Raw genomic sequence first — 12631 nt, forward strand, 5'->3', positions numbered from 1 at the left:
CCGTGGCGCCGAAGCGGTTCGCCGGAGGCAGCCGTGTGCCCGCCATCACTCACAGCACTCTCCCAGAGTCGGTACTCTGGACCCGCCGACCTTTTCACCCCTCACCGAGCAAGGACTCGATGCCACCTCTTAGACCCGGGGCGGTCACATGTTGACCGCCGCCCTCGGGATTCTCGTCGGATTCGTCGTCGTCGTGGCGATCACCGCGCTGACCGGTTACTTCGTCGCCCAGGAATTCGCCTACATGGCGGTCGACCGGTCACGGCTCAAGGCCCGCGCCGAAGCGGGTGATCAGGCTTCGACCCGTGCGCTGACCGTCACCCGCCGCACCTCCTTCATGTTGTCGGGCGCCCAGCTGGGCATCACGGTCACCGGTCTGCTGGTGGGCTATGTCGCCGAACCGCTGATCGGCCGCGGCCTGGAGGTGCTGCTCGGCGGCGCCGGCCTGCCCGCCGTTGTGGCGGTCGCGCTCGGTGGCGTCGCCGCGATCGCGGTGTCGACGGTAGTGCAGATGGTGTTCGGGGAGCTCTTCCCGAAAAACCTGGCGATCGCCCGGCCCGAACCGATGGCGCGCTGGCTGGCGTTGTCGACGACCGTCTATCTCAAGCTGTTCGGCTGGCTGATCTGGCTGTTCGACCAGGCATCCAACGTGCTACTGCGGTTGCTGCGCATCGAACCGGTGCACGACGTCGAGCATTCGGCGACGCCGCGCGACCTCGAACACATCGTCGCCGCCTCCCGCGAGGCCGGTGAGATCCCGCCGGATCTGTCGGCACTACTGGACCGGATCCTGGACTTCCCGACCAGCACCGCCGAGCACGCGATGATCCCGCGGTCCCGCGTCGACGCCATCGCCGCCGATACCGCCGTGTCGGATGTGCTGGAGCAAATGGCGTCCGGTCACACGCGTTACCCGGTCACCGGTGCCGGACCCGACGACGTCATCGGGGTGATCGATCTGCACGATCTGCTCGGCACCGCGCCGGATTCGGAGGCAGGCACTGCCGGAGAGCACTGCCGTCCGGCGGTGGTGGTGCCGGAGACGCTCCCGCTGCCGAACGTGGTGCGGGCGCTGGCGCAGGGCGGTGACGAGATGGCGATCGTCATCGACGAATACGGCGGATTCGCCGGCATCGTCACCGTCGAGGACCTGGCCGAGGAACTGGTCGGCGAGATCGACGACGAACACGACACCGAATCGGCAGCCGATGCCGTCGCCCGCGACGGGGGCTGGCTGCTGGCCGGTGACCTGCCGCTCGACGAAGCCGAACGCATCCTCGGATTCGCTTTGCCCGCAGGCGATTACGAGACGGTCGCCGGTATGGTCATCGCCCACGCCGCCGGGCTGCCCGAGGTCGGTGACACCGTGGAGATCGAGCTGCCCGCCGACACCGCGGATCTGGTGAACGACGGTCCCCCCGTCACCCGCAGGATCGTCGCCGAGGCGCGGGCGCTCGAGCGCCGGGTGCCGTCGAGCGTCTTCGTCACCGTCGCCATCGAGGAGGCCCACGATGGGTAACCCGTGGGTGATCGTGGCGGTCACCGTCGCGCTCATCAGCCTCAGCGCCTTCTTCGTCGCCGTCGAGTTCGCGCTGATCGCCGCACGGCGCAGCCGGCTCGAGGATGCCGCCGCGACCAGCGCCGCCGCCCGGGCCGCGCTACGCAGCGCCGGTGAACTCTCCCTGCTGCTCGCCGGTGCCCAGCTGGGCATCACGGCATGCACACTGCTGCTCGGCGCGATCACCAAACCCACTGTGCACCACGCGATCACACCGTGGCTCAGTGACCTCGGCGCACCGTCGTGGGTGGCCGACGCCGGCGGTTTCGTGCTGGCGCTGGCGATCGTCACGTTCCTGCATCTGGTGATCGGTGAGATGGCGCCGAAATCGTGGGCCATCGCCCATCCGGAACGTTCCGCGACGCTGCTGGCTCTGCCGATGCGCGGGTTCATGTTCCTCACCCGCCCGGCGCTGCGCGGCCTCAACCACACCGCCAACTGGTGCCTGCGCCGGGTCGGGGTCACGCCGGTCGACGAGCTCGCCGATACCCAGGACCCGGATGCGCTGCGTCAGCTCGTCGAACACTCGGCGACCGTGGGCACACTCGACGAGCGCTACCACGCGAACCTGACCAGCGCCCTGGAACTCGAGGCGCTGACCGTCGGGCAGGTGGCCCGGCGCGGCGACGAGTACGGCTACGTCCCGGCCGACGCCACCCCGGCGCAGATTCAGCAGACCGCGCACGCGACCGGTCATCTCCGGCTGCTGGTGCGGGACGGTTCGGCCACCGTGGGCGTCGTACACGTCCGCGACAGCCTGCCCGGCGCAGGCACCGCGCGCACGCTGATGCGGCCGGTGCTCACCCTGCCGGAGAACACCCCGGTCTACGAGGCGTTGCGGACCATGCGCGAGACGCGCAGCCACCTGGTCGTCGTCGACGGTCCGGGCGGGCGGGGGCTGCTGACCCTGACCGATCTGCTGCACCGCCTGCTGCCCAGTGAGGTGGTCTGACCGCTCACGCGTTGGTCAGTGACTCGTCCTCGTCGGCCTTGGGTAGCTCGGTACCGGCGGGGATCTCCGGTACGCGGGTCGCCCGCACGTAGACCGTCTCGCCCTCGCGCAGCCCGAGCGCCTCGGCGTCACCGCGGGTGATCTGCGCGGTGAACGGCGAATGGGTGGCGGCGTTGGTCAGTTCCAGCCGCACCTCGAACCCCAGCACCACGACACGGTCGATGGTGGCCTTGACGACACCGGTGGCCTGGACCGACTCGTTCTCGTAGATCGGCAGCTCGGGGTTGCGCCCGACGCGGATGTCGTGCGGGCGCACCAGCGTGCCGTTGAGCGACGACACCGCGCCGAGGAAAGACATCACGAACGCGTTGGCGGGGCTGTCGTAGACCACCGTCGGTGACCCGACCTGCTCGATGCGACCCCTGTTCAGCACCGCGATGCGGTCGGCGACGTCGAGCGCCTCGGCCTGATCGTGGGTGACGAGCACGGTGGTGACGTGCACCTCGTCGTGCAGGCGGCGCAGCCACGCCCGCAGATCCTCGCGCACCTTGGCGTCCAGCGCACCGAACGGCTCGTCGAGCAGCAGCACCTGCGGGTCGACCGCCAGCGCGCGGGCCAGCGCCATGCGCTGACGCTGGCCGCCGGAGAGCTGGTTGGGATAGCGGTTCTGGAAGCCCGCAAGGCCGACCACCTCGAGCAGGTTGTCGACCTTCTCCTTGATCTCGGCCTTGGGGCGCTTGCGGATCTTGAGCCCAAAGGCCACGTTGTCACGCACGGTCAGGTGCTTGAACGCCGCGTAGTGCTGAAACACGAACCCGATGCCGCGGCGTTGCGGCGGGACGTTGGTGACGTCGCGGCCGTTGATCGTGATTGTGCCGGTGTCGGGTTGGTCGAGGCCGGCGATCGCGCGCAGCAGCGTCGACTTGCCGGACCCGCTCGGGCCCAGCAGTGCGGTGAGCGAGCCGGCGGGCACCTCGAAGTCGATGTTGTCCAGCGCCGCGAAATCGCCGTAGTGCTTGTTGGCGCCGCGCACGATGATCGCGTCTGTCATTACCTGCTCCCCTGTCTGGCCCGACGGGCGTCGAGGACCACCTGGAACACCAGGACGATCACGGCGACCCCCATGAGCAGCGTCGAGACGGCGTACGCGCCGTACTCGGCACCGCGGTTGTACCGGTCTGACACCAGCAGCGTCAGCGTCTGCGAGGTGCCCGGCAGGTTCGACGACACCATGATGACCGCGCCGTACTCCCCCAGTGTGCGGGCGATGGTGAGGACCACGCCATACGTGAGGCCCCACCGGATCGACGGCAGCGTGATCCGCCAGAACGTCTGCCACCACTGCGAGCCCAGTGTCGAGGCGGCTTCCTCCTGATCGGTGCCGATCTCGTGCAGGACGGGTTCGACCTCGCGGATCACGAACGGCACGGTGACGAAGATGCTCGCGAGCACGATGCCGGGCAGTCCGAAGATGATCTTGAAGCCGAGGTTGTTCTCCACGAAGCCGAAGACCCCGGCCGACCCCCACAGCAGGATCAGCGCGACGCCCACGACCACCGGCGACACCGCGAACGGCAGGTCGATCACCGCCTGCAGGGCACTCTTACCGCGGAACTTGTTGCGTGCCAACACAAGTGCCGTGGGCACTCCGAACAGCACGTTGAGCGGGACGACGATGGCCACCACGAGCAGCGACAACTGCAGTGCGCTGATCGCCGCGGGGGTGCCGATCGACGCGACGAACTCGCCGATCCCCGGGGAGAAGGTCCGCCACAGGATCAGGCCGACGGGCACCACGACGAGGATCAGCACGTAGGCCAGGGCGACGAAGCGCAGCAGGTGACGTACGGCGGGTGAGAGTGTCATGAACCGCTCACCCCGTCATCGTCTCGCGTTTGGCCGCCCGGGACCCGATCGCGCGCAGGATGAACAGCACGACGAACGAGATCGCCAGCAGCACGATCGAGATGGCAGCCGCGCCTGTGGGGTCGTCGTTCTCGATCAGCGTGCGGATCCACTGGGAGGAGACCTCGGTCTCCCCCGGCACCGCACCGCCGATGAGCACCACCGAACCGAACTCACCGATCGCGCGGGAGAACGCCAGCCCGGCACCGGACAGCAGCGACGGCAGCAGCGCGGGCAGGATGATCTTGGTCAGGATGGTCCAGTTGTCGGCGCCCAGGGACGCGGCCGCCTCCTCGACCTCCTGGTCGAGTTCGAGCAGGACCGGCTGCACCGATCGCACCACGAACGGCAGCGTCACGAACAGCAGCGCGATGCCCACTCCCCACTTCGTGTGCTGCAGGTGCAGGTCGACGGGGCTGGCCGGACCGTAGAGCGCCAGCATGACGAGGCTGGCGACGATGGTCGGCAGCGCGAACGGCAGGTCGATGACCGCGTCGACGAGCCTGCGGCCGGGGAAGTCGTCCCGGGTGAGCACCCACGCCACGAGCAGCCCGAACACGGCGTTGATGATCGTCACGCCGATGGAGATGGTCAGCGTCACCCGGAACGATTCCAGGGCGGCGTTACCGGTGACCGCCCGGTAGAACGCCGACCACCCGCCGCCCGCGGCCTGCCAGAGGATCGCGGCCAACGGCAGCAGCACGATGACGCTCAACCAGATGGTGGCGACACCGACCCGCAGGGATGCGGTGCCGGGGCGCCGGGCGAGTCCGCCCGGTGCCCGGCCACCGTCGCCGTCGACCGCAGTGATCATCCGGTCGCCTGGGTGTAGATCTTGGTGATCGAGCCGGACTCCTTGTCGAACAGCTCCTTGTCGACCTGCGACCAACCGCCCAGGTCGTCGATCGTCCAGAGCTTCTCGGGCGCCGGGAACTGGTCGGCGAACTCCGCGGCCACCGCCGGGTCGACGGGACGGAAGCCGGCCTCGGCCCACAGCTTCTGCGCATCGGCGGTGTACTGGAAGTTCACGAACGCCGTCGCCTGCTCGAGGTGCCGGCTGGAGTTGACCACCGCGACCGGATTCTCGATCTTGAACGTCTGCGGCGGGTTGAAGTAGTCGAACTTGTGGCCGAGGCGGCGCGAGTTGATCGCCTCGTTCTCGTAGGCCAGCAGCACGTCGCCGCTGCCCTGCAGGAAGACGTCGGTCGCCTCGCGGCCCGACCCCGGACGCAGCTTGATGTGCTCGCTGACGAGCTTGTTGACGTAGTCGAGGCCGGCCTGCGGGTTCTTGCCGCCGTCGCTCTTGACCGCGTACGGGGCCAGCAGGTTCCACTTGGCCGAACCGGAACTCAGCGGGCTCGGCGTGATGACCTCGACGCCCGGCTTGAGCAGATCGTCCCAGTCGCGGATGGCCTTGGGGTTGCCTTCGCGCACCATGAAGCTCACCACGGACCCGAACGGAATCCCCTTGGTGGCGTTCTTGTTCCAGTCCTCGCTGACCTTGCCCGACTTCACCAGGCGGGTGATGTCGGGTTCGACCGAGAAGTTCACCACGTCGGCGGGCTTGCCCGAGTCGACGCCGCGCGACTGGTCGCCGGAGGCGCCGTAGGACGCGGTGACCCCGACGCCCTTGCCCTCCTCGGTGGCCGCGAAGGCCGGGATCACCTTGGCCCACCCCGGTTCGGGCACGGCGTAGGCGACCAGCGTCAGCGTCGTCTCGGCGTCCGATCCGCCGCTCTCACCGGCGACGTCACTGGCGCCACCGCCACAAGCCGTCAGCAGCGTTGCGGTGGTCGCGAGCGCGGCGGCTACCCGCCAGCGCTTACCGGATCTGACTGTGCTGAGCATGAACGGCCTTTCGAGTCGGTTTTTCCATGGAGGTGGAACGGATCCCCGTCAACGCGGACACGGGTAGCGACGAAAGGCAGCGCGAGACACCGTCGCCGAACCCCAACCACGACAGGGGGGTTTCAGCAACAACAGTGAACGTCAGCAACCGCGCATGGACCCACGGCAATGAGCGCCAAGATGTGGCACTCGCTATTGCCGGACACCGGTTGCATGGCGCGAAGAATAACAGAGCAGCAGCACCGGCTCACCCCAGACGGTCAGCGGGTGAACCACCACGCGACGATGACCAGCAGGATGAGCACGACCAGGATCAGGGTCACCCGTGAACGCGGCATCCCGGTCACCCGGTTTCCTGCCCGTCGTGGCGCACGCGCCGCAGCAACCGCACACCGGCTGCCAGCGCACCGTCGAGGACCACGGCCAGACCGTACGCCACCACCAGCACCACCGGCATCACCACGGCGGTCTGCACGACGAACCCCAGACCGGTCAGCCACAGTTCGACGCCGTCCCACCAACTCAGGAATGCGTCCACCGGGCCAGCCTATGCGACGCCGGGCAACGCCCCGACATGCGGTTTGAGTAGACGCCGAGCAGGTCGGCAGTCGATGATGGCGGGATGGTTCTGCAGCACACCGAGCCGTCGGACGGCAAGACGCCGATCAGTCAGCCCGCCTTCCTGCCCGACACCCCGCTGACGGTGACTGCGTCGGCGCCCTATTCGCCGATCGGGGGGCTACGGAACCCGTTCCCGCCGATCGCCGACTACGGCTTCCTGTCGGACTGCGAGAACACCTGCCTGATCTCGGCGGCGGGGTCGGTGGAGTGGCTGTGCGTGCCGCGGCCGGATTCGCCGAGCGTGTTCGGCGCGATACTGGACCGCGGCGCCGGCCACTTCCGCCTCGGCCCCTACGGGGTGACGGTGCCCGCGGCGCGGCGCTATCTGCCGGGCAGCCTCATCCTCGAGACGACGTGGCAGACCCACACCGGCTGGCTCATCGTGCGCGACGCTTTGGTGATGGGCCCCTGGCACGATCTGGAGGCGCGGTCGCGCACCCACCGGCGCACGCCGATGGACTGGGACGCCGAGCACATCCTGTTGCGCACCGTGCGCTGTGTCAGCGGCACCGTCGAGCTGGTGATGAACTGCGAACCGTCGTTCGACTACCACCGGGTCAGCGCCGAGTGGGAGTACTCCGGACCCGCCTACGGCGAGGCGATCGCGCGGGCCAACCGCAATGCGGACTCCCATCCCACGCTGCGGCTCACGACGAACCTGCGGATCGGTCTGGAGGGCCGCGAGGCGCGGGCGCGCACGCGCCTCAAGGAGGGCGACAACGTCTACGTCGCGCTGTCGTGGTCCAAGCACCCGGCGCCGCAGAACTATGAAGAGGCCGCCGACAAGATGTGGCAGACCAGTGAGGCCTGGCGCCAGTGGATCAACGTCGGCGACTTCCCCGACCACCCGTGGCGGGCCTACCTGCAGCGCAGTGCGCTGACCCTCAAGGGGTTGACCTACTCTCCGACCGGTGCGCTGCTGGCGGCGAGCACCACGTCGTTACCGGAAACCCCTCAGGGCGTTCGCAATTGGGACTACCGCTACGCGTGGGTGCGGGATTCGACGTTTGCCCTGTGGGGTCTGTACACGCTGGGCCTGGACCGCGAGGCCGACGACTTCTTCGCGTTCATCGCCGATGTGTCGGGCGCCAACAACGGTGAACGCCACCCACTGCAGGTGATGTACGGCGTCGGCGGTGAGCGCAGCCTGGTCGAGGAGGAGTTGCACCACCTGTCGGGCTACGACGGCGCCCGCCCGGTGCGGATCGGCAACGGCGCCTACAACCAGATGCAGCACGACATCTGGGGCACGATGCTCGATTCGGTGTATCTGCACACGAAGTCGCGGGAGCAGATTCCCGAGGCGCTGTGGCCGGTGCTCAAGCATCAGGTCGAAGAGGCGATCAAGCACTGGAAGGAACCCGACCGCGGGATCTGGGAGGTGCGCGGCGAACCGCAGCACTTCACGTCCTCGAAGGTGATGTGCTGGGTGGCGCTGGACCGCGGTGCGAAACTCGCCGAACTCGAGGGCGAGAAGAGCTACGCCCACCAGTGGCGCGAGATCGCCGACGAGATCAAGGCCGACATCCTTGCCCACGGTGTCGACGAGCGCGGGGTGTTCACCCAGCGTTACGGCGACGACGCGCTCGACGCCTCGCTGCTGCTGGTGCCGTTGGTGCGGTTCCTGCCGCCCGACGATCCACGGGTGCGGGCGACGGTGCTGGCGATCGCCGACGAGCTCACCGAAGAGGGTCTGGTGCTGCGCTACCGCGTCGAGGAGACCGACGACGGGTTGGCCGGCGAGGAGGGCACATTCACGATCTGCTCGTTCTGGTTGGTTTCGGCGCTGGTGGAGATCGGCGAGATCAGCCGCGCCAAACACCTGTGTGAACGGTTGCTGTCGTTCGCCAGCCCGCTGCACCTCTACGCCGAGGAGATCGAGCCCCGCACCGGGCGCCATCTGGGGAACTTCCCGCAGGCGTTCACCCACCTGGCGTTGATCAACGCGGTGGTGCACGTGATCCGCGCCGAGGAGGAGGCCGACAGCTCCGGGGTCTTCGTCCCGGCCAACGCGCCGTCGTAACCAAACGTCCAGCGGGAATTCAGGATCACGGTGTATCCATGTCTTGCCAGACGCAGCACCGACTCAGCACGATGGTGCTGTCGAAGAGGGGGAGATCATGGACAACCGCAGCACCGACGTGACATCGCGCCGGGTCATCGACATCGCGATCGGCGTGCTGGTGGGACTGCGCGGCTGCAGTGAACGCCAGGCGTTCGACGAACTGGTCGCGGTGGTCAAGGAGACCGGCCTGGGGCTGGGGCGCGTCGCGAGCGGACTGGTCGCGCTGGCGGGTGGATCGTCGTCGGCCGACCATGCCGAGGCCTACACCGCATGGGGTGAGTTGATCCGCGCCCGCCGGGTCCACCACGCGGGCGCACCGATCTAGCTCGCCGGGCCCTTCCGGGCCGCCGTCGGGCGGTCTACCGTTGACGGGTGGCCACAACGGCCGCCACGAGACGTGATCTCGCCTGTCGCCGGTACCGCGGGGATGTCCTCATCGGCCGGAGCTTAGCGCGACTTCTCCACTCCCCCAACGTCTTTCGGCGCAGTGCCGCGGAGGCGCCGGTCACGCCGTCGCGGACCCACCATCCCGGGAGTACACGATGAGTCGGATTCTCGCCGCCGCGTACGGCATCGTCAGCTATGCGACATTTCTGGTCGCGTTCTTGTATCTGGTCGGCTTCGTCGGTGACTTCGCGGTGCCGCGGACCGTCGACCACGGGGTCGACGCCTCGATCGGCGAAGCCGTGGTGGTCAACCTGGTGCTGATCGGGTTGTTCGCGGTTGCGCACAGCGTGATGGCGCGGCCGGGGTTCAAGCGCCGGTGGACGCGGTGGGTGCCCGAGGTGATCGAACGCAGTACCTACGTCCTGATCTCGAGTCTGCTGTTGTTCCTGATGTTCTGGCAGTGGCGAACGATGCCGGGGACGATCTGGGAGGTGTCGTGGGCGCCGGGGCGGCTCCTGCTGTGGGTCGCGTTCTGGGCCGGTTGGGCGACGGCGCTCGCGTCGACGTTCATGATCAACCACTTCGACCTGTTCGGCCTGCGGCAGGTGTATCTGGGGTGGCGGCGCAGGCCCTACACCGGCCTGAGGTTTCAGACGGTGCTGCTGTACCGGGTGGTGCGCCACCCGCTCATGCTCGGATTCCTCATCGCGTTCTGGGCCACTCCGACCATGTCGACGGGACACCTGCTGTTCGCCGTCGCCACGACCGGCTACATCCTGGTCGCGGTGCGACTCGAGGAACACGACCTGAGCGAGGCCCTCGGCACCGAGTACCGCGACTATCGCCGTCGCGTCCCGATGCTCATCCCAGGCCTGCACCGCGGGCACCCGCGGGTTCCGACCACCCCGACCGGGGCGGCCGGTTAGCGCTCAGGCCGGTACCGGTTGCCTGACGGTCAGCTCCTGCCACGCCGTCAGCACCGCGTCGAGTTGCTCGACAGAGTGCCGCCCCAACCCGCACTCGGTGGACAACCCGAACTCCGGCAGGAACTCCCGGGCCAGCGCACTGCGCGTGCGCACCCCGTCGGCGCCGTCCTCGGCGTGCACCAGCCCGAGGTAGATCTCGGTACCGGGTTCGAGCGCGAGGTCCGCGAGCGGCTGCCAGTGGGCGCGTTTGGTCCACGCCGCGACGGTCGCGGCCTGGATGGCGTCGATCCGTCGCGACACGTGCCGGGACAGACCGTTGGCCAGCGTGACGATGGCGCGGGCGTCGCGCGGCAGGACGTGTCGTCCGCCGCGGGCCGCGGCCTCTGCGTCGGGCGGGTCACCCATGAACGGTGAGGCGCCGAATTTCGAGTCGCCGTAGCAGAGGTGGAAGGTGAGTTCGGCATCCTCGTGCACCCACTGCGCCAGCCGTGCCGTCGCGGCGAAGATGGGTTCCAGCCCGCCGTACGGGTTGGGGAACCAGCCCTCCACGGTGGCCAGCTCGGTAGGCAGATCCCACTGGATCGCCAGGTCCTGCGGCGGGATCGCCTCCTGCACGGCCGCGACGCTTTCACGCAGCCGTTGCTCGTAGGCGTAGGCGATCTCCACCTGGGAGTCGAACTCGGCGAACGAGTTCACCGCGTTGAACGGCGTCGGGATCGACACGAGAAACCGGGAATCCGGTGCCAGTACGCCCTTTTCGCGGGCGGCGCGGAACGTTGCATAGGATTCCGCGGCCACCGAGTGGTAGTCGACCGGAGGAAACTCCACGCTCACCCCGGGACGGATGCGGGCCCGTCCGTCGACCACGTCGAGTGTGGGGTTGTCCAGGAAGTGGCCGGCCTGGGTGAGTACCCAGTTGGCCCGATCCCCCGGTTCGCCGTCGGGCACTCGGGTCACGCCGGGCTGCAGTCGTTTCCCGACCAGTCGGAACGCCTCCTCGACGCTTCCGACATTGATGCTGCCCGTGAGATAGAAGCCGGTGGCTGCACGCTCGGTCATGGTGAGTTCTCCTGTGCGACGGGTGATCAGAGCAGGACCCCGAGGCGCGGCGGGAGCGTGCCGCGCAGGGTGTGGTTGCCGAGGTGGACGTACTTCCAGCGGGCCGGGTCGTGTAGCGAATGCACCCGCACGTTGCGCCAGTGCCGATCCAGTGCGTACGCGCGGTCGGTGGCCGAAGCGCCCGCGAGTTCGAAAACGCCGCTGGCGATCTCGACGGCGAACTCCTGGGCGAGCGCCTTGGCCGCGGCCACCTGCAGGGACGCCGACGCCGCGGCCTCGCGGGTCGGCTCCGGTTCGGTGAGCGCCTCGTCGATGCGGGCCGAGCCCACGGCCAACAGCGCCTCGAGCGCGTACAGCCTGGCGGTCAGTTCGCCGAACCGCCGGACGACATGCGGTTCGTCGGCGGCGCTCTCCACCTCCGCCTCGAACCACGGCCGGCTCTTGGTGGTGACGAAACGAGCCCCGTCGGTCAGCGCCGCGCGCGCGATTCCGATGTCGACCGCCGCGTGCAGCGCCTGGTCGAACGCGCCGAGCACCGACGGCGGCGCGGTCGCCGGATCCGGGTCGGGACCCTCGTCGATGACGTAGGGCTCCTCGACGGAGACGCGGTCGAACACGACCTCGCCGCTGGCGGTGCCGCGCTGTCCGAACGACGACCAACGGTCCAGGTTCAGCGTGACGCCCGGATCAGTGGGACGCACGAAAATGGTTGCGCCATGCGATGGTTCGGTGCCCTCGATGCGTGCGGCGACGGCGATCCAGCCGGCGCCGAGCGTTCCGGTCGCATAGTACTTCGTGCCGTTGAGCACCCACCCGCCCTCTGGGCGACGGGCCACCGTGGTCGACCGGTCGACGCTACGGCGGGTCCCGCGTTCGACGGTGGCGTTGCCCAGGTGCGCCCCGGCGAGCACATCGCGGTAGATGGTCGGCGCGGGTTCGGTGTCGCCGAGCCCGGCGATGGCGGCGTTGAGCACGAAATGCGCGAGCAGCAGCTGCCCGACCGCGGAATCGGCCTCCGACAGGATCCGCAGCACCTCGACGGCGGTCGAGCGCGGCAGGTCGGGTCCACCGAAACGCTCGGGAACGATGATGCCCAGCAGCCCGCTCTCGGCCACCCGGCGCAATTCCGCCTCGGGCCAGACCCCTTGCAGCTCACGATCGACGGCGCCTGCGGCGATCTCCGCGGCGACGCTGCGCGCGACGGCGATGGTCTCGGCCGTCGACGTCAAGACTGGGGTGGCGCTCTCGGAGGTGATGGTCATCGGTGGTGGTCCTTTCGTCGATGGCCGTGCCCGTCGGACGGTAGAGGC

At 68.7% G+C, this 12631-nt stretch carries 13 protein-coding genes; 5 read left to right on the forward strand and 8 right to left on the reverse strand.

Annotated features, from left to right (window positions below):
• Positions 1-148 precede the first annotated feature (148 nt).
• Complete coding sequence (locus tag AU194_RS25830; protein ID WP_059092126.1) at positions 149-1519, forward strand: hemolysin family protein; 1371 nt, start codon at positions 149-151, stop codon at positions 1517-1519.
• Positions 1512-2510 (forward strand): hemolysin family protein, encoded by a 999-nt coding sequence (locus AU194_RS25835; protein ID WP_059092127.1) that lies wholly within the window; start codon positions 1512-1514, stop codon positions 2508-2510. Before AU194_RS25830 ends, AU194_RS25835 begins: the two co-directional genes overlap by 8 nt.
• Before the next feature lie 4 nt (positions 2511-2514).
• Here AU194_RS25835 and AU194_RS25840 read toward each other — a convergent pair whose 3' ends face one another.
• From AU194_RS25840 to AU194_RS25860, 6 genes are all read right to left on the reverse strand, one after another.
• On the reverse strand, positions 2515-3561 hold the full coding sequence (locus AU194_RS25840) for a sulfate/molybdate ABC transporter ATP-binding protein (RefSeq protein ID WP_059092128.1): 1047 nt from the start codon (positions 3559-3561) through the stop codon (positions 2515-2517).
• The gene (cysW, locus tag AU194_RS25845; protein ID WP_059092129.1) at positions 3561-4376 is read right to left on the reverse strand and encodes a sulfate ABC transporter permease subunit CysW; all 816 of its coding nucleotides are present in this window, start codon (positions 4374-4376) and stop codon (positions 3561-3563) included. The genes AU194_RS25840 and cysW overlap by 1 nt, the downstream gene beginning before the upstream one ends.
• A 7-nt stretch (positions 4377-4383) precedes the next feature.
• Entirely contained in the window at positions 4384-5229 is an 846-nt protein-coding gene (gene cysT, locus AU194_RS25850; protein ID WP_059092130.1) for a sulfate ABC transporter permease subunit CysT, read from the reverse strand.
• Entirely contained in the window at positions 5226-6263 is a 1038-nt protein-coding gene (locus tag AU194_RS25855) for a sulfate ABC transporter substrate-binding protein (RefSeq protein WP_059092131.1), read from the reverse strand. The genes cysT and AU194_RS25855 overlap by 4 nt, the downstream gene beginning before the upstream one ends.
• 122 nt (positions 6264-6385) lie before the next feature.
• Positions 6386-6478 carry an Ms4533A family Cys-rich leader peptide gene (locus AU194_RS33085; protein ID WP_369804229.1) on the reverse strand — a complete coding sequence of 31 codons (93 nt, stop codon included), beginning with the start codon at positions 6476-6478 and terminating at the stop codon, positions 6386-6388.
• 128 nt (positions 6479-6606) lie between these two features.
• Positions 6607-6801, reverse strand: coding sequence for a hypothetical protein (locus AU194_RS25860; RefSeq protein WP_059092132.1), 195 nt, complete (start codon positions 6799-6801; stop codon positions 6607-6609).
• A gap of 84 nt (positions 6802-6885) precedes the next feature.
• Here AU194_RS25860 and AU194_RS25865 point away from each other — a divergent pair, with 84 nt between their 5' ends.
• From AU194_RS25865 to mddA, 3 genes are all read left to right on the forward strand, one after another.
• A complete protein-coding gene (locus tag AU194_RS25865; RefSeq protein ID WP_059092133.1) occupies positions 6886-8907 on the forward strand; it encodes a glycoside hydrolase family 15 protein in 2022 nt (673 codons plus the stop codon).
• 97 nt (positions 8908-9004) lie between these two features.
• The gene (locus AU194_RS25870) at positions 9005-9274 is read left to right on the forward strand and encodes an ANTAR domain-containing protein (RefSeq protein WP_059092134.1); all 270 of its coding nucleotides are present in this window, start codon (positions 9005-9007) and stop codon (positions 9272-9274) included.
• Positions 9275-9491: 217 nt separating this feature from the next.
• A complete protein-coding gene (gene mddA / locus AU194_RS25875; protein ID WP_059092135.1) occupies positions 9492-10262 on the forward strand; it encodes a methanethiol S-methyltransferase in 771 nt (256 codons plus the stop codon).
• 3 nt (positions 10263-10265) lie between these two features.
• On the opposite strand, the gene AU194_RS25880 is transcribed toward mddA, so the two are convergent.
• The gene (locus AU194_RS25880; protein WP_059092136.1) at positions 10266-11321 is read right to left on the reverse strand and encodes a hypothetical protein; all 1056 of its coding nucleotides are present in this window, start codon (positions 11319-11321) and stop codon (positions 10266-10268) included.
• Positions 11322-11347: 26 nt separating this feature from the next.
• Positions 11348-12583, reverse strand: a complete 1236-nt coding sequence (locus AU194_RS25885) for an acyl-CoA dehydrogenase family protein (RefSeq protein WP_059092137.1) — start codon at positions 12581-12583, stop codon at positions 11348-11350.
• Positions 12584-12631: the final 48 nt, after the last annotated feature.

Source organism: Mycobacterium sp. GA-2829 (genome assembly GCF_001499965.1).
Classification (GTDB): Bacteria; Actinomycetota; Actinomycetes; order Mycobacteriales; family Mycobacteriaceae; genus Mycobacterium.